Genomic DNA, 23,729 nt, shown 5'->3' with positions numbered 1-23,729 from the left:
ATGAGTACACCAATTCCGGTTCTTACAGAGAAACCAACAACGCCAGCCAGGAAAAAAGTTGATCTGTTCGAATTCTTTTATAAATATGGAACGATTCTGACGATCATCATCTTGATTGCGGTTTTTGCTATTGCGAATCCATCGTTCATTCAAACGAATAATCTTATTAACATTTTACGTTCCATCTCCATCGTGACAATCATCGCCATCGGGATCACGATTTCCTTGACGGTTGACGGCTTCGATTTGTCAGTTGGCTCCGTTGCCTCATTAGCCAATGCCATCGTCATCTCGATGTTTGTCTGGTTTTCCCAGGATACGTTGATTGCGATAATAGCGGCCATTGGTGCTTCGCTTGTGGTGGGCGCATTGAATTCATTCATGATTGTAAAGTTAAGGATCCCGGACATGCTGATGACATTGGCGACCATGTTCATCATTCAAGGGCTTGCCCTTACTTATACAAAAGGGGCCACGGTTTCACAAAACATGGTGATGCCTGATGGAACATTCGCTACAGGTTTAATCAGCCCATTTTTCGCCAAAATCGGACAAGTGCCTTGGATTATCCTGATCATGGGCGTCATTGTCGTTGCGACTCATATCTTTTTGACCTACACGAAGCATGGCCGTTATATGTACATCATTGGCGGAAATAAGGAGGCGGCTAGACTTTCGGGAATCTCGGTCAATAAATATAAAGTAGTGGCCTATCTTCTGTCGGCGCTGTTCGCTGCTATCGGCGGGATCGTCCTTGCTTCCCGTGTCATGACATCGGAAATCAATTCAGGTTCTCCCTATTTAATGGATGCGGTGGCGGCGGCCTTCATTGGTTCTTCTGTTCTAGGAGCAGGTAAACCGAATGCTTTCGGAACGTTCATCGGGGCCGTTTTGATTGGAATTCTGCAAAATGGGCTAATCATGATGTCGGTCCCATATTATGCAATGGACATCGTGAAAGGCGCAGTTCTCGCCCTTGCCTTGGCTGTGACCTATTATAAACAAAAACACTGAAACATTAAGGACCAGCAGTCGCCATGATTGCTGGTCTTTTGTTTCAGTGTGGCGAATTTTTCATTTGGGCTTGGATAACTTCATTTCATACTGCATATAAATCGTACCGGCCTGTTCTTGTGTAATCTCGAATTTGTTACTCGCCTTTTCCGTGATGGCGTCTTGGGTATTCTGTCCTCCAGTGTTGTATAGTGACTTCATGTAAAGATAAATTTCTTTTTCTTTATCTGAACCGATTGCATCGTTTTCCCCGGGTGCCTGTGAATATCCTTCCGCCACTTGGCTGACCCCTTGCTCGAGGCCGCTTTTTTCAGAGGACTCTTCCGTTGTTGGGCTTGCTTCACTTTCCTCCACGGTTTTTTTACTGGATGGATTTTGCATGCAGCCATACAGTAGACAAAGAGAGCAAGCCAATAGGACAAACTTCATCGCTCTTATCATCCCTACCTCCTTATATGAAAAAAGAAACAGAATCTTCATATATAAGATCCTGTTCTAATGGGGTGCTTATTTAAACTTCTGGATTTCACTGTCTCCCTCGAATTTGTTATCCTCCAATATGCCAATCTCCTCAATGTGATTCCGGGCGGCCTCGTCACCTAACCTGTATATGATCCGGTATAGTTTTTTCATGGCCGCATCATATTTATCATTGGCCCGGTCATGATGGTAGAGAAGATAAGGTACGTGAGAACGGGCAAAAGCTTCAAGATCATCTTTCAGATGATCGTCCAAACATTGCTTTAACTCGGCTAATTCGTCATCATTCGCTTGTATGGTGAAGCTTGGGTTTTCATCTAGTTTCTGTGCCAGAATATCTCCACTCACTAAATCCACATGATACGTCTGCTTTTCTTGACTCATTTATACCACCCCTTCAAGTGTTTAATTATGATGTACCACTATTTGTAAAAAAGTAACCCTAAAAATGAATATCCCATAAAAAAGTCGCTTTCATACATAGATGTCAGATATTTCTTATGAAATAGGGTAAGATAGATTTAGAGATTGATAGGACAACTTAGGACATTGAACAAGGATGGGGAGTGCTACTATGAAGAAATTATCCGTATGTATTTTATTGATGGTATTTATCGTTTCAGGTTGTGCAACGAGGATGTATGACTCAAACATGGAATTGGGGAAAAGCCAACTAAAGGAAGAGAATTATTTAGAAGCACATGAAGCATTTGAGTTGGCTTATGAAGATGATCCCACTGCGGAAGCGAAAGAGCTGATGGAGCTATCAGGCCTACTTTACGATGGAATGAAAAAATATGAAGAACAGGATGTAGAAGGAGCACAGGTCTTTTTCGAAGAGGCAGCCGCATATAAGGCAAAGTTTGAAGAAGGCAAGTTGATGGTTCAAAAGGCTACGGGAATGTTGGTGAAAACGGAAGAAGCCGACGTAGAACCAGTTGAAGAGGAGACGGATTTAGAGGAAACGACGGATGACCAAACGGGGGAGGAATCAGAAGCTATCCCCGAGTCGGAAGTTGAAGATAAACCGGCAGTAGAAACAGAAACGCCGAAGGAAGCACAAGAAGAGGAAAAAGCCGCTAAGGAAGAACCAGCCGAAGAAGGACCGGTTGAAGAGGAGAAGGACCCGGACCAAGGCTTTACAAAAGCGAAAGCGGAGCAGCTGGTGAAGGATTATGTGGATGCCGAAAATAATCCGCATCTACAAATCCAATATGATCACGATGATGAAAAGGGAGACTATATTTTTCAAGTCTTTGAAGTCGTCAATGATAGTAACGAAGGTGGACATACTGCCACGTATGGCTGGTATGGCGTGAATAAGCAGAAAAAAGAAGTGTATGAAGTGATGTAAGGAGGGGCGCCTTTAATAGAGGCGTCTTTTTTTGTTTGTAAGCAGTTTATCGGTCAAAACCGTATTTATATCGGTCAATTTAGATGTTTTATCGGTCAAAACCAGACCTTTATCGGTCCAAGCCGCAAATATATCGGTCCATCTAAGAAATTTATATTTTTTCAAGGTTTCTTAAGAATTTTTTAATAATTCCTGTTTATGATGGAGGCAGGTGAAAGTCATAAATAGGAGGGAAGAAGATGGAGAACTATAATGGTGAAGGACAAGTCAGGGTGAAAGATAAACCGAAAAAAGTAAAGTCACATGTGTTTACTGGCCTTGTTTCAGGAGTGGTCGCTTCTTTAGTAACCTCTTCTGTATTTGTATTCGGGGGTGAGTTTGGGGATACCGAGAAAGAAGCCGTGAATGAAACCTCTCAAACCGCAGCCGTAGAGCAAACAGTCACTCCACAAAAGTTGTCGATGAGTACAGATTCCAATCAGAGGGCTGATATGGTTGAAACAGCTTCAAAATCGATTGTAGGTGTCGTCAACTTTCAAGAAACACAAAGTCGGTATCCCCTCCAGCAGCAAAGTACGGAAAATGAAACGGTGGAAAGTGGCACGGGATCAGGGGTCATTTATAAAAAAGACAATGGCAAAGCCTATATCATCACGAATAACCATGTAATCGAAGGAGCTAAGGAAGTGGAAATATCGTTATATGATGGGAAAAAGGCAACAGCAGAGGTGGTCGGTGCTGATGCCTTAACGGACTTAGCGGTGTTGACGATTGATGATTCAATTGCTCCGGCAGCCGTCAGTATTGGTGATTCTGATAGCATTCGACCAGGTGAGGAGGTATTGGCCATCGGGAATCCGCTCGGACTTGATTTTTCGCGCTCAGTAACACAAGGAATCATTAGTGCAACGGGAAGGGCGATTTCGGTTGATACTTCGGACGGCGAATGGGAGCTGGATGTGTTACAAACGGATGCGGCCATCAACCCTGGAAATAGCGGGGGTGCCTTAATCAATACGGCTGGTGAAGTGATTGGCATCAATAGCTTGAAAATATCGGAAAGTGGAGTGGAGGGCTTAGGCTTTGCGATTCCAAGTAACGAGGTCATCCCGATAGTAAAAGAGCTAATCGAAAAGGGAAAAATTACGCGACCCTATTTAGGTGTCAGTCTTACCAATACAGAGGAACTCCCACAATATTATCTACAGAAAATGCCTGAGCCTGCAAAAACCGGGGTAATGGTCAATAGTGTAGAACCAGGTTCGGCGGCTGCGGATGCAGGTCTCCAGCAACAGGATGTCATCGTGGCGATTGAGGGCGCCAAGATTGGCACGGCTGCTGAATTGAGAAAACAACTGTACAAAGATAAGAAAATAGGTGACAAGGTAACATTCAAGATCTATCGAGGGGCAAAAGAAAAGACGTTGACGATAACCTTGAAAGGTTCTTAATAGGAAAAGACTTCGGATTGAAAACTGTCCGAAGTCTTTTCTTTTAGAGTAGAATTTTTAGTATAGCTAATAATATAACCATGAGGGAACATATCTATATTCCCTTCCAATAAAGAGAAATGATTTGTCAAGGAAAACAACGTGTTTATAATGTAAAATAGTAGAAATATTGACAAAAATGTGAAAATTGTTAAAATAGAAAGAAAAGGAGCTGACAGGATGGAAGCTAATCAGAAGATCATGGATGCATTGAAATGGGTATCAGGCACAGGATGTACAATCGGAATTATATTGTTTTTAATCAGTTTTTCTGTAAGCGGTTACAACGGAGGGTATGTGCTATCAACAATAGGGATAACCATAGCGTTAAGTGCAGCGAGTATTTTCTTGGTTGGTATATTATTTGTCTTGGCAGAAGAAATGACGGCGAACACCAAAAAAGGGGAAAGAATTATACCGGAAACAACGAAGCTTATAAAATTCAAGTCCAAAACAAAAAGAAGAAAGGTGTCAATTTGACACCTTTCTTCTTTTTTATTAGGAGAGTAGAGCGTTTCTTCAATAGAAGAAACGCTTATTTACTTTAAAAAAACCGTATGCAGGTAATGATAAAAAAGTATGATTTTTTAGTTTCCACAATGGCTAAGGGAAAAACACTTACAATAATTTATATCAGTATAAAATAAGTAAGTGAAGAAAAAGGATGTTTATACCAGATTAGACATATTATCCTACTCATATTGTGAAATATTTAACATTAGAGGTGATTTTGAGGCATATTTCCCCATGATGTATAATGTTACAATTGTTTATTTCACTATATTAATATAAAATAAAATAGACATAGGTAGGGACAATCCTGTACTTTGGGAAGCTGTCTCGTTTTTCATTATAAGGATTTATTATAGGGCATAAGAAAAAAATAATACAATATAACTGCTCATTTACCACATATTTACGGTTTTTAAATGAACTTTTTATGACATTCTTCATTTCATATTGTCTTTTTTTCCACTTGGAACTAAGATATGAGAATAAGAGGTTTAAAGATTGGTAAATGTTTTCTCCGAATAATTACCAATGTCAAATATATTATACTAAGAGAGGGGTAGCACGATGAAAATAAAGTGGGCTTTTTTAACCATCCTTTTTACTGTTGCCACAGTGTTAACAGGCTGCGAACCATTAATGGTCTTAGATCCAAAAGGGCCTCAAGCTGAAACGCAAGCTAAGGACATAATGTTATCTATTGGATTAATGTCGATTATCGTTCTAGTCGTTTTTGGAATTTTAATCTATATGTTAGTCAAGTACAGAGCTTCTAAACAAAGTAAGGATTACGAACCGCCTCATATTGAAGGAAGTAAACTTGTAGAGACAATTTGTGTTGGTGTTCCAATTTTAATTGTAGGTTTCCTTTCTATTGTTTCTACTCAAAGTAACTATAAAGTAGAGGCAACACCTGAAGGATATGAAGATAAAGAGCCTTTGGTTGTTTACGCTTCAACATCTAACTGGAAATGGCATTTTAGTTATCCAGAAGAAAATATTGAAACGGTTAACTATTTATACATTCCAACAGACCGTCCGCTTGAATTCAAACTTTACTCTTATGGACCAATCACAAGTTTCTGGATTCCACAACTTGGTGGTCAAAAATACGCAATGAGCGACATGGTTAACACTCTGCACCTAGCAGCTGACGAACCAGGTGAATACATGGGTAGAAACGCAAACTTTAGTGGTAAAGGATTCGCTGAGAACACGTTCAACGTTACAGCAATGCCTGAAGCCGAGTTTGATGAATGGGTAGATGAAGTGCATCAAACTGCTAAACCTCTTACAGAAGATAAATTCGATGAGTTATTAGAACCAGGTCATCTTGGTACATCCACTTACACTGGAACTCATCTAGAATTCAGTCCTGCTCCTGAGGGTGAAAATGGTGGACATGATCATGGATCAGACGAAGGTTCACACGAAGGACATGATTCACACGAAGAGCACGAAGAACACGAAGAACATAGCAATCATTAAGATGTGGGGTTAGTTATACAACTAACCTTACAGGGTAAACAATAAATTTCCAAAAGGAGTCACGATAGTATGGAATTCTTTGATCGATTTGCCGTACCTCATCCAAGTCTTGCGATTTACGCATCGATGGTTGCCATTGGTCTTACTACTCTTGCCATAATTGCTGGTTTGACCTATTTCAAAAAATGGGGTTATCTTTGGCGTGAATGGTTAACAACGGTTGACCATAAACGTATCGGTATCATGTATATAATTGCTGCTTTAGCCATGCTTTTCCGCGGTGGCGCAGATGCTATCATGATGCGTGCACAACTTGCCGTACCAGATAACACTCTTTTAGATGCACAGCATTATAATGAAATTTTCACGACACATGGTGTCGTAATGATCATATTCATGGCCATGCCATTTATCATGGCGTTCATGAACATCGTTGTTCCGCTTCAAATCGGTGCACGTGACGTAGCATTCCCACGTCTAAATGCATTAAGTTTCTGGTTATTCTTTATGGGTGCGATGTTAATAAACATCTCATTCGTAGTCGGTGGTTCTCCTGATGCAGGTTGGACTTCTTATTTCCCACTGGCAGGTAATGACTTCAGTGAGTCGGTAGGCTCGAATTATTACATGTTCGCTCTTCAGATTTCAGGTCTTGGTACATTGATGACAGGTATTAACTTCATCACTACAATCCTGAAAATGAGAGCACCTGGTATTACATTGATGAAAATGCCAATGTTTACTTGGTCAGCTTTAATCACTAACTTAATCATTGTTTTCGCTTTCCCTGTATTAACAGTGTTGCTTATCATGGGAACAATGGATAGATTATTCGGAACCCACTTCTTTACAACAACTGGTGGCGGTATGGATATGCTTTGGGCCAACTTCTTCTGGGTTTGGGGACATCCTGAGGTTTATATCTTAATCTTGCCGGCATTCGGTATTTATAGTGAGGTTATCTCAACCTTTGCCAAACGTAACCTATATGGTTATAAATCAATGGTAGCTTCAATGGTTCTTATCTCGCTTCTTTCATTCTTAGTATGGGTGCATCACTTCTTTACTATGGGTCAAGGAGCACTTACAAACAGTATCTTCTCTATCACAACGATGGCGATTGCTGTTCCAACCGGAGTTAAGATATTCAACTGGTTGTTCACGCTTTGGAAAGGTAAGATTACATTTACCACTCCAATGATTTATTCAGTACTATTCTTACCGATCTTTACTATCGGTGGTGTTACTGGGGTAATGCTTGGTATGTCAGCAGCCGATTACCAGTACCATAATACAATGTTCTTGGTAGCCCATTTCCATATGGTTATTATTCCTGGTGTTGTATTCGCGATGCTAGCTGGTCTGCATTTCTACTGGCCAAAAATGTTCGGTTTCATGTTAAATGAAAAGCTTGGTAAGATCTCAGCTTGGATCATTACAATGAGTACATTAGTTGCCTTTATGCCAATGTTCTTCAGTGGATTAGATGGTCAAGCACGTCGTATGTACACATATTCCGAATCAACTGGATTCGGGTTGATGAATATGATTTCCTTCATTGGAGCAGCTGGACTTGCTGTAGGTTTTGTAGTAATCGTCTATAACGTGTACTACAGTGTACGTTACTCTCCAAGAAACATCGGTTCAGATCCATGGGATGCTCGTTCTCTTGAATGGTCTACTCATAACCCTGCACCGGAATATAACTTTGCCGTATTACCACAGGTTAATTCAATTGAACCTGTTTGGGATGCTAAGAAAAAGGGACATGACTTATTCCCAGGCAAGTACGAAAAAATTCATATGCCTAATAATAGCGGAATGCCGATCATCATGAGTGCGATTTTCTTTGTTTGGGGCTTCTCATTCATATTTGCACTTTGGATTCCTGCTATCGTTGCAACAATCGCGATCTTTGTTTGTATGGCGCTTCGGTCATTCGAGGAAGATCATGGTCACTACATTTCAGTTGAAGAAATTGAAGAGACAGAATCAAAATTGCGAGGTGCTAAATAATGAAAATTGATAACTCGCTGCCACTTGAATATAGTACTGAAGAGAATAGTCTGAAGATATTTGGTTTCTGGATTTTCCTTGGTGCTGAAATTATGCTTTTCGCTACACTATTTGCTGGATATTTCGTATTACAGGATCGTACTGCTGGAGGACCTGGAGTGGAGATTTTTGAAATCACTCCAGTTCTAGCTGAAACAATCTTACTTTTAACAAGTAGTTTTGTTATCGGTCTTGGTATCCACGCCATGCGTCTTGGCAGACAGAAAGCGATGATGACATTCTTTGCTATCACGCTTTTGCTAGGCCTAGGATTCTTATGCGTTGAAATTTACGAGTTTATGCACTATGTTCATATTGGGGCAGGATTACAAACTAGTGCTTTCACAGCTATGCTGATGACAACACTAGGTACACATGGAGCTCACGTAACTGCTGGTTTATTCTGGGGAACGTTCATTATCCTTCAGGTTAAAAAGCGCGGATTGACTCCGGCAACAGCTAATAAATCGTTTATCTTCTCTCTATACTGGCATTTCCTAGATGTAGTTTGGATCTTTATCTTTAGCTTCATCTATCTGAAAGGAATGATCTCATAATGTCTGAATTGTTCCCACGAAAACAAGTAATGGGTTTTGTATTCTCAATGATTCTTACTGCAGTGGCTATTGCGGTTTACTTCTTTGATATGTCATTCCCAGTTGGTATGACGGTACTTCTTGTTACTGCATTTATACAAGCAGGTCTTCAGCTTGTTGTATTCATGCATGCTGGTGAAACGAAAGATGGAAAAGCAATTTACGTAAACGTTTATTACGGTATGTTCATTGCATTATTCACGGTCTTTGGTACTTTACTAGCTATGACTTGGGGTTACTTGTAAGAGAATCTAATCAAAAGAGGGCGTCCTTCAAAAGGCGCTCTTTTTTTGTTTGTTCGGGGTAATTTCATATAGTAGGGTAAGGGGATACATTCGATAGGATTCTTTGAAGTTTCATAAAAAAAGGCAATAAAAAAAGCAGGTATCTAAGGCGATGCCTGCTTTTTTATTCCTTCCACTGTTTCTCGACTTGATGAAGCGCCGTTTGAAAAATTTCTTGCTCATTGGCACCTGGTTTTGCAAGAACATTCGTTTGATAGGACTTTCCATTGTAATCCACTTTCACAGTAACTTTGACCATTTTCCATCTTCCTTTCTTTATCATGGTACCTTCGAAGTACACACTTACTATATACCCATTCTTACCGGGCAATCAAACATTTAGCCTATGCTGCTCTCTAAAATATTTAATATTCATAATTATCTGATAAATCAAACGAGATGTCAACACTTTTTGGGGTCAGACCCTATTTCCCAGAATTCATTCAAGTGAAATAAGCTTAGTACGACAGGGGTCATGGCTGTTGGTTAAGGGGTCAGACCCCATTTCCCAAGGCAGTTCGGGAATGGGGTTTGATTTTAGATTTTGGTTAGGATGATTCCAATCAGGGCTGCGAAGACGCCGGCGATTTGGTAGGTTTTTAGTTTTTCTTTGAATAGGTAGCAACCAGCGAATACGACGATCAGGCAGTTGAGGCTGACGACTGGAAAGATGATGCTTGCTATGCCGGTATTCAGGGCGAAGAAATAGCAGCCGTATCCGATCACGCTCAAGAGGCCTACACAGGAACCAATCTTGATTTCTTTAGATTTAATTTTCTCATGTTTAATGCCCATCGCGACCATGAGGTAAACCGTTCCTCCTCCGTACATGGATACCAGAATATCAAGGGAGCTCAGGTGAAGGCGTGTCGTTGTCGTCATCAGGATGCCGAGTACGCCAAAGGAGAAGATGGCAAATAAGGTATGCATCATCCAAGGGACATACTGGTGATTCCCTTTGGCATTTGGCGTGTACTGGATGATCAAGGTGGCGAGCAACATACAGATGACGCCGCTCCATTGCAACTGAGAAATGTGCTCATGAAAAATGAGCGCTGCACAGAGAATCGGGAAAATGGTATTCGCCGCGATTAAAGGGGAAGTCAGGCTTGCCGGGCCTTTTTCAAAGGCACTTGCCATTTGGATATTCCCATTAGCATTGAGGACCCCTATTGCCGCACCTAGCAGGATGGAGACCCAATTCAGGTTCAGTCCATCGACGAGCACACCATACATAATGGATAGAATGAAAGCAACAAAATAAAAGAAGAACTGGATATGTATTTTGGAATGGCCTTTTGTTCCACTCCATTTGAAAATGCTGTTATTGATGCCGAAACAAAAACTGGTGATGAGGGCTGCAAAAATCCACATGGCTGTAATCTCTTCCTTCATTTAGGATAAACTCTTTATATATTCTAGCTTAAGATAAGAAAGTTTCAAAGTTTGATATTGACAGAATTGAGTTTATCTACTATATTTACACATGATAAAATCAAATGAATTCCCGATAAACGGGAGAGGTTCATAGCATCACCCTCTTAAAAAAACTATGGCTTGATATTTTGCGAATCAACCATATCTTTAAGGAGATATGGTTTTTATTTGTGTAGAGGCCCCATTATGAACCTCCCTGGATACGTGGAAGAGGAGGACGTTTATATGTCTGGAAGAAAAGAAGAAGAATTAAAGGATATCACCCTACTAGGAAACCAGGGTACACAATATTCCTTTGATTATGCACCGGAGATTTTGGAGTCCTTTGATAATAAGCATCCGAACAGGGATTACTTCGTCAAGTTCAATTGCCCGGAGTTTACGAGTTTATGTCCGATTACGGGGCAGCCTGATTTTGCGACCATCTATATCAGCTACATTCCGAGTGTGAAAATGGTCGAAAGCAAGTCGTTGAAATTGTATTTGTTCTCTTTCCGCAATCATGGAGATTTTCACGAAGACTGCATGAATATCATCATGAATGATTTAATCGAATTGATGGATCCGAAGTATATTGAGGTCTGGGGCAAGTTCACTCCACGGGGTGGCATTTCCATTGATCCTTATACGAACTATGGAAAACCAGGGACGAAGTTTGAAGAAATGGCGAGTTACCGGTTGATGAACCATGACTTGTATCCAGAAACTGTGGATAATCGGTAAGTGAAATGTGGGCTTTAATGATTTAGCTTCTCGATTTTTCGGGAAGCTTTTTTATGTGTAGAACTTAAATTGGGCGGATAGGATAAGGCAATTTAACCATCATGAAAATTTCATTCGAATTGTCTTTATCAAAAATACATATGTCCTCATATAATGGAATTAATCCTTGATTGTTTCGTAAAAAAGCGTAATAATAGGGAGAGTTGATTTTGACAGAATATTTCTAAAAATAGGGGTTGTCGGGATGAAAGTAGCAAAGTTTGGCGGGAGCTCACTCGCGTCGGGAGAACAATTGAAGAAGGTATTCGAAATTGTGGTTTCAGATCCAGAGAGGAAAGTCATCGTTGTTTCAGCACCAGGGAAACGCAATTCTGATGATATAAAGGTGACGGATTTACTGATTGCCGCTGCGGAACGCCAGTTGCATGGGGATGATGGTGGGCTTTTAATAGAAGATGTCGTTTCTCGATATGCGAGTATTGCTGAGGAGTTAGACATTTCAGGAGAGGTCATTGCGGAGATACGTGACAATTTATATAGCCTGCTGCATGCAGACCAGAGTAAACCGAAGCGTTATTTGGATGCCTTGAAGGCGAGCGGAGAAGATAATAATGCGAAGCTGGTTTCAGCCTATTTTCGGAGTCGTGGGGTAGAGGCTCAGTATATGGACCCGATGAAAGCCGGCTTGATTGTGACGGATGAGGGCGGATATACACAGGTGCTTCCTGAATCATATGAGCGTTTATACGCACTTCGTGAGGAGCCGGGTATCGTGGTATTCCCCGGATTCTTCGGATATACAATGGATGGGGATGTTTTAACTTTTTCAAGGAGCGGATCGGATATTACGGGTTCGATTCTTGCAAATGGCGTCAAGGCAGACTTATATGAGAACTTTACGGACGTGGATGCCGTGTACGCAGTGAATCCACATGTGGTGTCCAATCCGAAGGGAATACGTGAATTGACGTATCGGGAAATGCGAGAACTGTCTTATGCCGGTTTTTCGGTCTTTCACGATGAAGCGTTAATCCCTGCATTCCGTGCTGGTATTCCAGTACATATACAGAACACGAACAATCCGAGTGCACAGGGGACAAGGATTGTGAGTACCCGTGATAATATGAATGGGCCCGTCATAGGGATTGCGAGTGACAAAGGGTTTTGCAGTATTTACATTAATAAATACTTGATGAACCGTGAAGTTGGATTCGGTCGTAAATTGCTTCATATTCTTGAAGATTACGGTGTATCTTATGAACATGCCCCATCTGGCATTGATGATGTCACGATCATCCTCCGTCAAGATCAAATGAGTGAAGAGGCCGAGGCGAAAATTGTTTCGCGCATTAAGCAGGAGCTTCATGCCGATCAAGTCATTGTTGAACATAATCTGGCCTTGATCATGGTCGTCGGTGAAGGCATGCGTCATAATGTGGGAACAACGGCAAGGGCATCGAAAGCGTTGGCCGATGCTAAGGTCAACATTGAAATGATTAACCAAGGTTCTTCCGAAGTGAGCATGATGTTCGGTGTGAAGGGTCATAGCGAAGAGACGGCCATCCAGGCGCTATATCATGAGTTTTTTTAAGAATAAGAGAATATGAGACCCTCCAAAACAGGGGGGTTTTTCGTTTGCGGAAAAATAAGCTCTTTATTTTCTACCATAATTTAGGCATGATGGTAGAAGAGAGAAGGAAAGAGGGCGGACGGTATGGGGTGGTTAGTCAATCTACGGATTGTCATGTTCTTGATGATCAGTTTTATGTATTACTGGAGGATTCCGGATTCCAATCCATATGTAAAAGGCCTGCTCATCTTGATCGCTATTGGTTTTATCCTGAATCATTATTTGCTTTTTTATAAGGATTCAATTCAACATGATCTCCGAATCGTCTATTTCGATGGCATCCTCAGTTTTGTATATGGATTTTTGTTCCCCCAGACTACCCTTTATATGATTCTAGTCGGTGTCGTTGCGATTACTGTGTTTATCCTCGTCTCGGAGTCTAAGAAACATAGAATATTTGGCTTGTTTTTTGTATTCCTATGGGGGTTGGTTATGGTTTCGGCCTATTTACAAACAGGTACGCTGGATATCATGGATAACCTCATGAGTTTCTCATTTGTCGCCTTTACGTCTGTAGTCGGCAATTTGATCCGGAAACTCACTGAGGCCAGTGATGTGGTGAATGAGCAATACTTACAATTGAATGAGGCGCATGAAGAGCTGTCTGTGGCCCATAAACGGTTGCAGGAATATTCCCTTCAGGCAGAGGAAACGGCAAAAATCAGAGAGAGAAACCGGATTGCAAGGGAGATACATGATACGGTGGGACATAAGATGACGGCCTTATTCGTGCAGATGGAGCTAGCTTATGAACTGATCGACCATGACTTGGAAAAGGCGAAGGGTACAATGAATATTTGCAAGGATTTGGCCCAGGGTGCCTTGGAGGAGGTTCGCTATTCCGTTCAGGCATTGAATGAAGACGAGACGGCTTTCCTGACAAGTGTGAATAGGTTGCTGAATGAATTTCACCAATCGACAGGCCTGAAATCGACTGTAGAACTTTCGGGGGATTCCAGCCATATTCCCCATACCCTTCAGCCAACACTCATCCGTGTGATTCAGGAGAGTCTAACCAATGCAAAACGTCATGGAAATGCAACGGTTAGTTCAATCAGGCTGGTCTGCATTCCGGAAATGGTGAGGGTTGAGATCCAGGATAACGGCAAGGGTGCAAGCCTTATCATTCCAGGGTTCGGGTTGAAGACGATGCAAGACCGGATTAATGAAATGGGTGGGGTGTTGTCATATGGAAGCAAGGAAGCCCAAGGGTTCCATATGACCGCAGAGTTCCCGTTAAACGAGAAAAAATGGGCGATAGGAGGAACGTGATGATAAGGGTAATGGTGGTTGATGATCAGCCGCTCATCCGTGACGGTTTGGCGGCTTTGTTGAATTTGCGTCCAGAACTGGAAGTGGTTGGCGTGGCAAGTAACGGCATGGAGGCTTATGAACGGTCAGTGGAAATGAAACCGGATATTGTGTTGATGGATATCCGGATGCCACAGACGAATGGTGTGGCAGGGACAAAGTTGATTACATCAAAACTTCCCCATACAAAGGTGCTGATGCTTACAACGTTTCAAGATAGTGCCCTCATTTTCTCAGCATTGGAGGAAGGGGCGAGCGGGTATTTGCTGAAGGACATGTCAGCGGACATGATTGCAAATGCCATCAGGACCGTTCAATCAGGTGGGGTGGTGCTGCCCCCGGAAATCACCATACACATGCTTCGAGAGTTAAGGAGCGAAAAAGAAAGGAAAGCGAGTGAATCGCCTGCTGTCCTTGGTGATTTAACAAACAGGGAATATGATGTCCTTCGGGATCTTGGCCATGGAAAAAGTAACAAGGAAATCGCAGCCACTTTGTGCATCACGGAGGGCACCGTGAAAAACCATGTTTCCAATATCATTTCCAAACTTGAATTACGTGACCGCACCCAGGCTGCCGTTTTTGCCGTACGATATGGGGTCACTACGTTTACAGAGTGAAACTTCCATATCATCCAAGATAGATGACTTTCGGCATAGACGAAGGTCATTTTTTTTGTGGAATTCTTCCTTGAGGCAGATGGTTTTTTTTTACTTTGGTCATAGAATTAGGGGGAAGCGTCATACGAGGGGGAATGTATCGTGTTAAAGGTGAAAGAGGTCAGGAAATCATACGGGAAGCATGTGGCCGTACAGGATGTTTCCTTTTCGGTGGATAAAGGGGAATCCTTCGGTTTGTTGGGACCAAATGGAGCAGGTAAGTCAACGACGATTGCCATGATTTGCGGGTTGTTGCCTTATGACTCGGGAGACATCCTTATCGATGGTCTTTCGGTGAAAAAACAGCCAAGGGACGTTAAAAAGAAAATTGGAATCGTTCCACAGGAAATTGCCCTGTACCCGACGATGAGCGCACAGGATAATTTACTGTTCTGGGGAAGGATGCAGGGACTGACGAGGGCACAAGGGAAACAAAGGGCAGGGGTTGTGCTTGAAATCATCGGGTTGTTGGATAGGGCCAAAGATAAAGTCGAAACCTTCTCGGGCGGGATGAAAAGGAGGCTGAATATCGGAGCCGCTTTAATGCATGAGCCTGAGCTACTGATCATGGATGAGCCAACGGTCGGAATCGATCCGCAATCGCGCAACCATATTCTAGAAACGGTGAAGCGGTTGAATAGGGAAGGGATGACGGTGATTTATACCAGTCACTATATGGAGGAAGTCGAGCACCTTTGCGACCGGATCGCCATCGTCGATGAAGGGAAAATCATTGCGCTCGGCAAGAAAGAAGCCTTATGTGACACGTTGGCGGAGGGAATATTCATCAAACTACAGGTCGATTCCCTCAATGGTATGTGGCTTAAGGAATTGGAAGGGTTGGAGAATGTGGATAGAGTCGTGATTAATGAAGAAACACACACACTAGAAGTCATGGTGACCAATCACCCGAATATCGTCTCTGATATTATAGCTTCTGCTGTGAAGTCCACTGTTAAAGTGCTGTCCTTTGAAAGGAAGGAACCGAATTTAGAGAGTCTTTTCCTACAATTGACGGGGAAATCGCTACGGGATTAGGAGGGGTGGAGAATGAAGAGCTTTCTGATTGCATGGAAGGATTTTAAGATACGGGCCATGGACAGGCGAGGTTTCATGACCATGCTGATTATGCCCTTAATCTTGACGTTGATTTTAGGAATGGCTTTGAAGGATATCTTTGGTGGAGATGAAGGGTTTCAGGAAACATCGGTCGGGCTGTACGTGGATAAAAAAGATCCGATGGCCGATGCATTGAAGCAAGATGTCTTAGAAAAGACGGAGTTCCTTACACTTAAAACGGTAGACAGTGAAGAGAAGCTTAAAGAAATGGTGAAAAAGGAGGAAGTTGAAGTTGGAATCCTTATCCCGGCTGAATGGGGTGCAAACCTTGATGAGGCCGTTCTTTACTCGAATCAAGATACTCAACTAAAAGCGACGGTCGTCGAGTCGATCATCTCTTCTTTTACCGAGCGGGTACAGACGATTTCAAAGACATCTGAGGCTGTCATGAAAAATGCGACGCAGACACAAGCAGTCGCTACGGGCGAAGGCGCTGGCAAGGAAACTGCAGAGCGAGTATCCATGGAGTTGACGGAAAGTGGAAAGGTGGACATGGAAGTCGGGAATCAATCGGTCGGCGAAACATCCATTTCGTCGATGCAGTATTATGCGGCCGCGATGCTGGTCATGTTTTTGCTTTTTAATGTGACTCTGGGAGCCAAATCCATGATCCAGGAACGTCATACAGACACGCTGGCAAGATTGAACAGTGCCCCGATGAATCAATATTCAATCCTTATCGGGAAGTTCTTGGGCACCCTCTATTTCGCATTCATTCAATTATTGCTCTTTTACGTAGCCACTTCTCTCTTCTTCAATGTCAATTGGGGAGAAAGTCGAGGGCAGGTGGTGGCGTTCGGTTTCATGTATTCCGTCGCCGTCGCGGGTCTGTCCATGTTGTTGGCCGCCTTCATCAGGAAAGAGAAGACAGCCGACTTGATCAGCGGGATCGGCATCCAACTGTTTGCAATCGTCGGGGGTTCGATGCTGCCAATCTATGCGTTTCCTGAGCGGCTTAAAACAATTGCAGCACTAACGCCGAATAATTGGGCACTGACCGGTTTCTTGGACATCATGTCCGGCGTGGGCTGGAGTGGACTGTTGTTGCCGTTTTCGGTTTTGGGGCTAATAGGGCTTGTATCCATGCTGATTGGTGCTTGGCGCTTAAGGGGGAGATATGCTTGAGAAGAATCTGGAACATCTGCCGCTTTGAAATCCAGCGGGTCTTTAAGGAACGGCAGAGCTATCTTATCATGTTTGCTATGCCTCTTATTTTTACACTTTTATTCGGTACCTTAATGGGATCGGATGATCGAGATCCGCTAGCGGTTACATTCGTGGATGAAGATAAGTCCTTGTTATCGAAATCGCTATTTGAAGAATTGCATGAGAAGAATGCCCTGTTCACCTTGGAAAAGGGTTCTAACCAGGATGCGCTCACGGATCTTGATAATAAAAAGATTGTCGGAGTCATTCATGTCGGTAAGGGATTCGAAGCCAAAATGTTGGAGGAGGACCTTCCCAATGTCCGGTTTGAACATATTCCCGAGTTCACCACGCCCCAAACGATCACCGGGTATCTTTCAAATAAGCTTTCGAAACTGAATATCGAAATGGCCGGTTCCCTCGTTTGGAGTGAACAGAGCGGCGAAGACTGGAAAAAGCTATATGGAAAGCTGAGAAAGGAATCGGCTACGGAAGAATCAGGTCTGAAACAGGTTACCCTCGGTGGAGGCCAGGTTAATGAGCAGGGAGGTTTTTCGAGCAGCGCTTCCGGGTTTTCCATCATGTTTTTGATGATTACGATGATGAGTGTCACGGGTACGATTTTAGAGGCGAGAAGTAACGGCGTATGGTACCGTTTACTGTCCACCCCGGCATCACGTTTTGAAATAGCTTTCGGTTACCTACTTTCCTTCTTCATGATTGGCTGGATTCAATTTGGAATCTTGATGCTGGCGACTTCTATCTTTTTTGATGTTAGCTGGGGAAATCCCATCTATTTGGTGCTTCTCGTTTCTGCCATGTTGTTCGCGATTGTAGGCCTGGGCCTGATGATTTCGGGCTTTGTAAAAACGGTCGAGCAACAGTCTGCAATCGGAAACCTCGTCGTCATTTCCACCTGCATGATTGCCGGTGTGTATTGGCCACTGGAAATCGAGCCTGCCTTTATGCAGAAGATGGCGGAGTTCCTGCCTCAGAGGTGGGCCATGAAGGGGCTGACGGATATTGCGGGAAATGGGTCCTTCCCTATTGAATCAATCGCTATCTTACTGTTATTCGGACTCGTGTTTTTATTACTGGGCATAAGGAGGATCCGATTTGAATAAGAAAGACGCGCTGGTGAGTTCAGCGCGTCTTTTGCTTAATTCAATACCCATTTATCTTTCAAGAATAATAGTCTTGATACAGTGAAAAAGATGGCGATGGAGACGATAAGGCTACCTGCTGTCAGTACGATATTCTGGTAGTCGATAACGCCGTAAAGCAGTTCCTTAAAAAGGGCGAATATATTGAAGAATGGAATCAAGAAATGCTTGGTCGTCAATTCGTGCAGGCCAGTGCCTCCTAGGAATAGGACAGGCAGGACACCGAGCATCGTAATCGGCGATAGGTAGTTCTGCGACTCTTTCACGGTTTTGGATATGATGCTGGCTGACATTTGCAGGGCGCCAATGAATAGAGAAAATAAAATGGTGATCAATAGGGCGGTCGGAAGAATCAACCATAGGTCACTACCGAAATGAAAGCCCTTTTTCAATTCTTCCGTTAAAAACATGAGTTCCAAGGTGACGACAAGGATCGAGACGATTCCCGCCAGGGCCCCGATGGAGGAAATCGTCAGCCATTTGGCTAGCAGAATCTTTCCACGGCTAACTGGTGTCATAAGTAAAGCTTCCATCGTTTTCCGGTCTTTTTCCCCGGCAAATAAGTCAGAGGCAAGCGGATAGGCGCCTGTACTGATCGCCATCGTGATGATCATGGGCAGAAAGAGTGAAAGTATGCTCAAGGAGGCACCATTATCGCTATCTATCCCGGCCTCTTTGAAGTCGACCTTTAGCGGGCTGATCATGTTAGTATCCACATTGATCGATTGCAAGCGCTCCTGGATGATTTGTTTTTCAAAGAGAGTTAAGGCTGACTCGACCTGGGAAAGGACGAAGGAGCTATCTTGGCTATAGGAGTCACCTGAAAGGCTGAATGTGACTTGTTCCCCCTGTTTGATTTGCTCCATGAACTTGTCACTAACTTGTAGGGCGGCAGCGGCTTTTCCGTCTTGTACAGCATCTGTCGGGTTCTGAAACGATTGGACATCAATTTGGGGGAAGTCCTTCAAAAGTGATTTGGCGTCCGTCGTGAATGATGGATCTACAGCAAGGGTATGGGTCTCCTCCTCATCCGTTGCCATCATACTCTCATAAAATAACGTCAGTCCCGTCAACAAAAGGATGGGAAGAAATACACTTAATAATAGCGTCCGGCGGTCCCGTAAAGCTTCCTTCAATTCTTTTATATACATATTAAGAAACATGAGACTGATTCCCCCTTACAAGTTTGGACATGAATATATAATTCAAATCACGACTGTTCTCTTCTTTATATAGAGATTCCAACTGGCCTTTATACACCATTTCCCCTTTGTGCATCATGGCCACAGAGTCGCATAGCAGGGTGACTTCCTCCATGATATGGCTTGAGAATATGATGGTTTTGCCTTGATTCTTTAGCTGAAGAACAAGCTGGCGGAATACATTCGATGAAGTGATATCGAGTCCTGTCGTCGGCTCGTCAAACAGGATGATTTCTGGGTCATGGATGAGCGTCCGCGATATGGCCACTTTTTGGCGCATGCCTTTCGAGAATCCGCCGACTTTACGATCGAGATAATCCTTCATCCCGAACATGACGGCCAGTTCTTCTATCCTCACCTTAGTTTCGTGCTTGCTCAAACCGTACAGAGTGGCGAAATAGGCGAGATTTTCACGTGTGGTTAAGCGGTCGTACAGGCCGGTTTCCCCTCCGAACAGGACACCAATCTTTTTCTTGATCTCGTTAGGATGATCCAATGTATCGAATCCGGCCACTTTGATAGACCCTTCTGTCGGTGTCAGGAGTGTGGCAATCGAACGTAACAGCGTGGTCTTTCCGGCACCATTTTCCCCTAGTAATCCGACAATCTGGCCTTTTCCGATGGTAAGGGAAACGTGTTTAAGGGCGGTGATGAATGTTTTTTTATCTTGGAATGTTTTTGTGACTTCATGTATTTCAATCATTTTTCTAACCTCCTACATCTCTTTTGGTTAACTCAATCATACAAATAAAGGAGAGGGGAATCTGTAGTTATGTCGCGAAAGTGCCGTTTTATGTCGCGAAAGTATCGATTTTCCATATTTTGATGGTAAAATAAAGGTAATTTCAGAGAAGGAGAGTTGTAGATGAAGGTAGGCCTTGTGGATGACCGGAAGATTGATTTGGATAAGTTGAATGGGATCGTGGCCCAAATGCCTGGCATCGAATTGGTTTTTTCTACGGATTCCGCTGAATATGCGTATGAGCAGATCAAACAGGAAACGATAGATTTGCTGATTGCGGATATCGAAATGCCTAACTTGTCCGGATATGAAATGGCCGACATCATCCATTCCCATGCATTGAACATAGCGGTCATTTTCGTGACAGGTACGAGCGGGTACGCCGTCCATGCCTTTGAGCTCAATGTGCATGACTATATTATGAAGCCCTATTCGAGAGACAGGCTCATCAAATCAATCGAACGGTTCCGGGAAAAGTCAAGAACAGCTGAAGTGGCGGGAAGGCTGTTTATAAAACAGAAAAATGATATTCATATTTTGCAGAAGAAGGACATTATTTTCATTGAACGTTCAGGGCGTTCAACGACCATACATACTAAAAACGGTCCTATCAAAACCTATCAAACATTGAATGAATTGGAGGGAGAACTGCGGGAAAGGGACTTTATCCGTTCACACCGTTCTTTCATCATTAATATTCATTTTGTGAAGAACTTTTCACTGTACGCCAAAAACTCGTATGTCGTCAGCTTTGACGGGATCCAGGAACAGGCGATGATCACGAAGGAAAGGGTGGACTTCCTGCAAGTCCAATACTTTTAAGGTGTGAAAACTATGTATGCATTCATTATAGCCATATTGGGGGTATGGCATCTCTACGAAATAATTAGACTATCACCTTGGCAGATCTCTCCTTCGCTAGTCATCCTTCTGATTTGTCTGATTGGCATGGGACTTTACCTCAAGTTCCGCCCCTTATATAAAAAAGCTTCCCTAGGAATCTATATGGAAGGAACTCTATGGGGCATGCAGCTTATCGTCATTCTTCTCTATTTTTCCATGCCACCCTCCCTTTCGTACTTAGGATTAGCTGCGACTTTTATAGGAATCGAAACGGTCCGCCTCCATATGTCTGGAATGGGGGATCGTCTAGAAAGAGAGCAAAAAGGAATGGAAAAGGAGCGACTGCAGGTCAATGAAACGTTCCGGGTGGTCCGCAGTCAGCGCCATGATTTCCTGAAACATGTATCAGCGTTGCAGTTTATGATGGAGCAGGACGAGATGGCTGCCGCGAAAGAATATATGAATGAGTTGGTGGATGGCTTTGAAGAAACGAATCTTTCCATTAAAGGAGAAAAGGGGGTCGTCGCCGGGATCCTGCATCAAATGTTCCGCAAGGCCAAGGAAGAACGGATCCAGATGACCTATCACTTCGATGTGCCGCTCTCGTCCCTCCCTTTTTATGATCAGGACCTTGTCGCCCTGATTGGGAACGTGCTTGCCAATGCGGTGGAAGCGGCAAAAGGATGGCAGGAAGAAAAAGGGGGCAGTGCTCAAGTCACGCTTCAGTTTTACAAACGGAGTGGGGTCTATATTCTGACTTGCACCAATCATTGCCTGGCGATTCCTCCCTCCATCTTGGATACGATGTTTGAGAAATACGGACAAACGACGAAGGATGGTGAACACGAAGGAATGGGAACGAAAATCATCTCCGATATCGTAAGGAAACATCAAGGCCATTTGGACTTTACGTATAAGAACGAGGAATTCATATTGAAAATCAAGGTCCCGGCCATCGTGTAAGAGGTTATTTGTGCGAAAAGGGAGGAGGATGGTCATCCATATTCAAGGATTGAATCACTTATTATTTTCCGTTTCGGATTTAGAGAAGTCCATTGAATTCTATCAGGCCGTTTTTGGGGCGAAATTGTTAGTGAGAGGGAACCAAACGGCATACTTCGACCTGAATGGGATATGGCTGGCTCTCAATCTGGAAAAGGATATTCCGAGAAATGAAATAAAAGAATCGTATACGCATGTCGCATTTTCCATTACCGAAAAGGATTTTGATGGCATCCAGGACCGGCTTGAGCGTTTACAGGTGAATATTCTTAACGGCAGAAAGAGAAATAAGCGTGATAATAAATCCATCTATTTTACTGACTTGGATGGCCATAAGTTCGAATTCCATACGGGAACGCTAGAGGAAAGACTAGATTATTATAAACAGGAAAAGCCGCATATGAGGTTTTTCCAATAGATTGATATAATGCAGGGATTGACCGATAAATGGGACGACTTGACTGATAAAAAGTCCAGTTTGACCGATAAAGGACTTAATTTGACCGATAAAAGACAAAAACGGGTTGAAAAAGGAGCCTCCAATAAGCTTGGAGGCTCCTCCCGATTCAATCCATTATGGTGAGCAGTTCATCTATTGGTGTACGCGGACGGGGCGTAGGAATCATGTCCGGGTATCCGACGTGCAGGCTTCCGACGATCTTCTCCCCGGGTTTTACGCCTAAAGCTTCGCGGAATTCTTGGCTGTGAATCATGCCGTACGTTTCCCAAATCATGCCGATTCCTTGTTCCCAGGCAAGTAAACTGAAATTCTGGATCAAGGCGCTCGTGGCTGCATAATCCTCTTCGCGGGTCATGAGATTCGGATTTTCCTCCATGATGACCGCAACGAACATCGGAACGCCGTTCAGTTTATTGTACCCACGCTGACCGGCTTCTTTCTTCTTTGACGGATCCTTTTCTTTACCTGCCATAAAGGCCCGTGTCGCTTCTGCTAGCTTCACGCGGCTGTCGCCGTGAACAACGACGAATCGCCACGGTTGGGTCATTTTATGATTGGGTGCCCACGTGGAAGTTTCCAAAAGTGATTGAATGGTTTCGAGGGGAACGGGTTGGTCCTTGAATCGTTTGATGCTCCGCCGTTCTTTTATGATTTGTTCTAGTTTCATATTTGTATTTCTCCTTATTCTTAATGATCTATGTATAGGAATTGTTTTTTTGAAAAAAAAAGGACCCCGGATGCCTAATATGCTTTAAATTGAATAAACTGACTTGAATAAAGAGGGGGCAATATTCTAGTGACTTGCATTCGCAACTAAGCATATAATTTTTACTAGGCACAGAGAGACCGGGGCGACATTGTATCTATGTACAATATCAAATGGGTACGATAAGAAATTATCGTAGTACTTAACAAATTTCAGAGATCGATAATGAAATTGAAAATCATTATCAATTAGAATTTTCTCTTATTTCCTGTTTTTTGTCAAGAGGATCTCGGAAAAAATTAAAAAACTTTTTCC

At 43.0% G+C, this 23,729-nt stretch carries 25 protein-coding genes; 18 read left to right on the top strand and 7 right to left on the bottom strand.

Features of this window, described 5'->3' with window-relative positions; translation table 11 throughout:
- A complete protein-coding gene (locus ACIQXQ_RS15225; RefSeq protein WP_402872050.1) occupies positions 1-1,014 on the top strand; it encodes an ABC transporter permease in 1,014 nt (337 codons plus the stop codon).
- Positions 1,015-1,074: 60 nt separating this feature from the next.
- On the opposite strand, the gene ACIQXQ_RS15220 is transcribed toward ACIQXQ_RS15225, so the two are convergent.
- Together ACIQXQ_RS15220 and ACIQXQ_RS15215 are read right to left on the bottom strand one after the other, a co-directional pair.
- Positions 1,075-1,455, bottom strand: coding sequence for a hypothetical protein (locus tag ACIQXQ_RS15220; protein ID WP_402872047.1), 381 nt, complete (start codon positions 1,453-1,455; stop codon positions 1,075-1,077).
- Positions 1,456-1,521: 66 nt separating this feature from the next.
- Positions 1,522-1,878, bottom strand: a complete 357-nt coding sequence (locus ACIQXQ_RS15215) for a hydrolase (RefSeq protein ID WP_402872044.1) — start codon at positions 1,876-1,878, stop codon at positions 1,522-1,524.
- A gap of 190 nt (positions 1,879-2,068) precedes the next feature.
- Here ACIQXQ_RS15215 and ACIQXQ_RS15210 point away from each other — a divergent pair, with 190 nt between their 5' ends.
- The 7 genes from ACIQXQ_RS15210 to qoxD all read left to right on the top strand — a co-directional run bounded on the left by ACIQXQ_RS15210 (position 2,069) and on the right by qoxD (position 9,232).
- The gene (locus ACIQXQ_RS15210; RefSeq protein ID WP_402958513.1) at positions 2,069-2,848 is read left to right on the top strand and encodes a COG3014 family protein; all 780 of its coding nucleotides are present in this window, start codon (positions 2,069-2,071) and stop codon (positions 2,846-2,848) included.
- A 239-nt stretch (positions 2,849-3,087) separates the two neighbouring features.
- Positions 3,088-4,299, top strand: a complete 1,212-nt coding sequence (locus tag ACIQXQ_RS15205; protein ID WP_402958511.1) for a S1C family serine protease — start codon at positions 3,088-3,090, stop codon at positions 4,297-4,299.
- Positions 4,300-4,518: 219 nt separating this feature from the next.
- A complete protein-coding gene (locus ACIQXQ_RS15200; RefSeq protein ID WP_402872035.1) occupies positions 4,519-4,818 on the top strand; it encodes a hypothetical protein in 300 nt (99 codons plus the stop codon).
- A 597-nt stretch (positions 4,819-5,415) separates the two neighbouring features.
- Positions 5,416-6,336 carry a cytochrome aa3 quinol oxidase subunit II gene (gene qoxA, locus ACIQXQ_RS15195; protein WP_402872032.1) on the top strand — a complete coding sequence of 307 codons (921 nt, stop codon included), beginning with the start codon at positions 5,416-5,418 and terminating at the stop codon, positions 6,334-6,336.
- A gap of 69 nt (positions 6,337-6,405) precedes the next feature.
- Positions 6,406-8,352 carry a cytochrome aa3 quinol oxidase subunit I gene (gene qoxB, locus ACIQXQ_RS15190; protein ID WP_402872029.1) on the top strand — a complete coding sequence of 649 codons (1,947 nt, stop codon included), beginning with the start codon at positions 6,406-6,408 and terminating at the stop codon, positions 8,350-8,352.
- Positions 8,352-8,948: a cytochrome aa3 quinol oxidase subunit III gene (gene qoxC / locus ACIQXQ_RS15185; protein WP_402872026.1), complete on the top strand. Its 597-nt coding sequence runs from the start codon at positions 8,352-8,354 to the stop codon at positions 8,946-8,948. The genes qoxB and qoxC overlap by 1 nt, the downstream gene beginning before the upstream one ends.
- The gene (gene qoxD / locus ACIQXQ_RS15180; RefSeq protein ID WP_402872024.1) at positions 8,948-9,232 is read left to right on the top strand and encodes a cytochrome aa3 quinol oxidase subunit IV; all 285 of its coding nucleotides are present in this window, start codon (positions 8,948-8,950) and stop codon (positions 9,230-9,232) included. Before qoxC ends, qoxD begins: the two co-directional genes overlap by 1 nt.
- 163 nt (positions 9,233-9,395) lie before the next feature.
- On the opposite strand, the gene ACIQXQ_RS15175 is transcribed toward qoxD, so the two are convergent.
- A complete protein-coding gene (locus tag ACIQXQ_RS15175; RefSeq protein WP_402958509.1) occupies positions 9,396-9,530 on the bottom strand; it encodes a BA3454 family stress response protein in 135 nt (44 codons plus the stop codon).
- A 278-nt stretch (positions 9,531-9,808) separates the two neighbouring features.
- Positions 9,809-10,666, bottom strand: coding sequence for an EamA family transporter (locus tag ACIQXQ_RS15170; RefSeq protein ID WP_402872020.1), 858 nt, complete (start codon positions 10,664-10,666; stop codon positions 9,809-9,811).
- A 267-nt stretch (positions 10,667-10,933) separates the two neighbouring features.
- Between ACIQXQ_RS15170 and queF the strand changes: the two genes are divergently transcribed.
- The 7 genes from queF (at position 10,934) to ACIQXQ_RS15135 (ending at position 18,420) form a co-directional block, all read left to right on the top strand.
- Positions 10,934-11,431, top strand: coding sequence for a preQ(1) synthase (gene queF, locus ACIQXQ_RS15165; RefSeq protein WP_402872017.1), 498 nt, complete (start codon positions 10,934-10,936; stop codon positions 11,429-11,431).
- Positions 11,432-11,675: 244 nt separating this feature from the next.
- Positions 11,676-13,022, top strand: a complete 1,347-nt coding sequence (locus ACIQXQ_RS15160; RefSeq protein ID WP_402958507.1) for an aspartate kinase — start codon at positions 11,676-11,678, stop codon at positions 13,020-13,022.
- Positions 13,023-13,145: 123 nt separating this feature from the next.
- Positions 13,146-14,333, top strand: a complete 1,188-nt coding sequence (locus ACIQXQ_RS15155) for a histidine kinase (RefSeq protein ID WP_402872011.1) — start codon at positions 13,146-13,148, stop codon at positions 14,331-14,333.
- The gene (locus ACIQXQ_RS15150; RefSeq protein ID WP_402872008.1) at positions 14,333-14,992 is read left to right on the top strand and encodes a response regulator; all 660 of its coding nucleotides are present in this window, start codon (positions 14,333-14,335) and stop codon (positions 14,990-14,992) included. Before ACIQXQ_RS15155 ends, ACIQXQ_RS15150 begins: the two co-directional genes overlap by 1 nt.
- Before the next feature lie 141 nt (positions 14,993-15,133).
- On the top strand, positions 15,134-16,069 hold the full coding sequence (locus ACIQXQ_RS15145) for an ABC transporter ATP-binding protein (RefSeq protein WP_402958505.1): 936 nt from the start codon (positions 15,134-15,136) through the stop codon (positions 16,067-16,069).
- A 12-nt stretch (positions 16,070-16,081) separates the two neighbouring features.
- Positions 16,082-17,275, top strand: a complete 1,194-nt coding sequence (locus ACIQXQ_RS15140; RefSeq protein WP_402872003.1) for an ABC transporter permease — start codon at positions 16,082-16,084, stop codon at positions 17,273-17,275.
- Complete coding sequence (locus tag ACIQXQ_RS15135) at positions 17,272-18,420, top strand: ABC transporter permease (protein WP_402958503.1); 1,149 nt, start codon at positions 17,272-17,274, stop codon at positions 18,418-18,420. Before ACIQXQ_RS15140 ends, ACIQXQ_RS15135 begins: the two co-directional genes overlap by 4 nt.
- 35 nt (positions 18,421-18,455) lie before the next feature.
- Here ACIQXQ_RS15135 and ACIQXQ_RS15130 read toward each other — a convergent pair whose 3' ends face one another.
- The gene (locus ACIQXQ_RS15130) at positions 18,456-19,622 is read right to left on the bottom strand and encodes an ABC transporter permease (protein WP_402958501.1); all 1,167 of its coding nucleotides are present in this window, start codon (positions 19,620-19,622) and stop codon (positions 18,456-18,458) included.
- Complete coding sequence (locus tag ACIQXQ_RS15125; protein WP_402958498.1) at positions 19,612-20,364, bottom strand: ATP-binding cassette domain-containing protein; 753 nt, start codon at positions 20,362-20,364, stop codon at positions 19,612-19,614. The genes ACIQXQ_RS15130 and ACIQXQ_RS15125 overlap by 11 nt, the downstream gene beginning before the upstream one ends.
- Positions 20,365-20,526: 162 nt before the next feature.
- Here ACIQXQ_RS15125 and ACIQXQ_RS15120 point away from each other — a divergent pair, with 162 nt between their 5' ends.
- The 3 genes from ACIQXQ_RS15120 to fosB are packed head-to-tail and all read left to right on the top strand — an operon-like array spanning position 20,527 to position 22,666.
- Positions 20,527-21,225 (top strand): LytR/AlgR family response regulator transcription factor, encoded by a 699-nt coding sequence (locus ACIQXQ_RS15120; RefSeq protein WP_402871991.1) that lies wholly within the window; start codon positions 20,527-20,529, stop codon positions 21,223-21,225.
- A 12-nt stretch (positions 21,226-21,237) separates the two neighbouring features.
- A complete protein-coding gene (locus ACIQXQ_RS15115; RefSeq protein WP_402958496.1) occupies positions 21,238-22,209 on the top strand; it encodes a sensor histidine kinase in 972 nt (323 codons plus the stop codon).
- Between the two features lie 28 nt (positions 22,210-22,237).
- A complete protein-coding gene (gene fosB / locus ACIQXQ_RS15110; RefSeq protein ID WP_402958644.1) occupies positions 22,238-22,666 on the top strand; it encodes a metallothiol transferase FosB in 429 nt (142 codons plus the stop codon).
- A gap of 148 nt (positions 22,667-22,814) precedes the next feature.
- On the opposite strand, the gene ACIQXQ_RS15105 is transcribed toward fosB, so the two are convergent.
- The gene (locus tag ACIQXQ_RS15105; protein ID WP_402958494.1) at positions 22,815-23,375 is read right to left on the bottom strand and encodes a nitroreductase family protein; all 561 of its coding nucleotides are present in this window, start codon (positions 23,373-23,375) and stop codon (positions 22,815-22,817) included.
- Between the last annotated feature and the right edge of the window lie 354 nt (positions 23,376-23,729).

The sequence above is a fragment of the Peribacillus sp. NPDC097198 genome (assembly GCF_044762055.1).
Classification (GTDB): domain Bacteria; phylum Bacillota; class Bacilli; order Bacillales; family DSM-1321; genus Peribacillus.
Note: the sequence above shows the minus strand (reverse complement) of the source record. Positions and strands in the feature narration are given on the sequence as shown.

Excerpts from the sequence above, each read along its gene's own strand:
- ACIQXQ_RS15225 (WP_402872050.1), top strand. The coding sequence starts at position 1 with ATGAGTACACCAATTCCGGTTCTTACAGAGAAACCAACAACGCCAGCC.
- ACIQXQ_RS15220 (WP_402872047.1), bottom strand. The coding sequence starts at position 1,455 with ATGATAAGAGCGATGAAGTTTGTCCTATTGGCTTGCTCTCTTTGTCTA.
- ACIQXQ_RS15215 (WP_402872044.1), bottom strand. The coding sequence starts at position 1,878 with ATGAGTCAAGAAAAGCAGACGTATCATGTGGATTTAGTGAGTGGAGAT.
- ACIQXQ_RS15210 (WP_402958513.1), top strand. The coding sequence starts at position 2,069 with ATGAAGAAATTATCCGTATGTATTTTATTGATGGTATTTATCGTTTCA.
- ACIQXQ_RS15205 (WP_402958511.1), top strand. The coding sequence starts at position 3,088 with ATGGAGAACTATAATGGTGAAGGACAAGTCAGGGTGAAAGATAAACCG.
- ACIQXQ_RS15200 (WP_402872035.1), top strand. The coding sequence starts at position 4,519 with ATGGAAGCTAATCAGAAGATCATGGATGCATTGAAATGGGTATCAGGC.
- qoxA (WP_402872032.1), top strand. The coding sequence starts at position 5,416 with ATGAAAATAAAGTGGGCTTTTTTAACCATCCTTTTTACTGTTGCCACA.
- qoxB (WP_402872029.1), top strand. The coding sequence starts at position 6,406 with ATGGAATTCTTTGATCGATTTGCCGTACCTCATCCAAGTCTTGCGATT.
- qoxC (WP_402872026.1), top strand. The coding sequence starts at position 8,352 with ATGAAAATTGATAACTCGCTGCCACTTGAATATAGTACTGAAGAGAAT.
- qoxD (WP_402872024.1), top strand. The coding sequence starts at position 8,948 with ATGTCTGAATTGTTCCCACGAAAACAAGTAATGGGTTTTGTATTCTCA.
- ACIQXQ_RS15175 (WP_402958509.1), bottom strand. The coding sequence starts at position 9,530 with ATGGTCAAAGTTACTGTGAAAGTGGATTACAATGGAAAGTCCTATCAA.
- ACIQXQ_RS15170 (WP_402872020.1), bottom strand. The coding sequence starts at position 10,666 with ATGAAGGAAGAGATTACAGCCATGTGGATTTTTGCAGCCCTCATCACC.
- queF (WP_402872017.1), top strand. The coding sequence starts at position 10,934 with ATGTCTGGAAGAAAAGAAGAAGAATTAAAGGATATCACCCTACTAGGA.
- ACIQXQ_RS15160 (WP_402958507.1), top strand. The coding sequence starts at position 11,676 with ATGAAAGTAGCAAAGTTTGGCGGGAGCTCACTCGCGTCGGGAGAACAA.
- ACIQXQ_RS15155 (WP_402872011.1), top strand. The coding sequence starts at position 13,146 with ATGGGGTGGTTAGTCAATCTACGGATTGTCATGTTCTTGATGATCAGT.
- ACIQXQ_RS15150 (WP_402872008.1), top strand. The coding sequence starts at position 14,333 with ATGATAAGGGTAATGGTGGTTGATGATCAGCCGCTCATCCGTGACGGT.
- ACIQXQ_RS15140 (WP_402872003.1), top strand. The coding sequence starts at position 16,082 with ATGAAGAGCTTTCTGATTGCATGGAAGGATTTTAAGATACGGGCCATG.
- ACIQXQ_RS15130 (WP_402958501.1), bottom strand. The coding sequence starts at position 19,622 with ATGTTTCTTAATATGTATATAAAAGAATTGAAGGAAGCTTTACGGGAC.
- ACIQXQ_RS15125 (WP_402958498.1), bottom strand. The coding sequence starts at position 20,364 with ATGATTGAAATACATGAAGTCACAAAAACATTCCAAGATAAAAAAACA.
- ACIQXQ_RS15120 (WP_402871991.1), top strand. The coding sequence starts at position 20,527 with ATGAAGGTAGGCCTTGTGGATGACCGGAAGATTGATTTGGATAAGTTG.
- ACIQXQ_RS15115 (WP_402958496.1), top strand. The coding sequence starts at position 21,238 with ATGTATGCATTCATTATAGCCATATTGGGGGTATGGCATCTCTACGAA.
- fosB (WP_402958644.1), top strand. The coding sequence starts at position 22,238 with ATGGTCATCCATATTCAAGGATTGAATCACTTATTATTTTCCGTTTCG.
- ACIQXQ_RS15105 (WP_402958494.1), bottom strand. The coding sequence starts at position 23,375 with ATGAAACTAGAACAAATCATAAAAGAACGGCGGAGCATCAAACGATTC.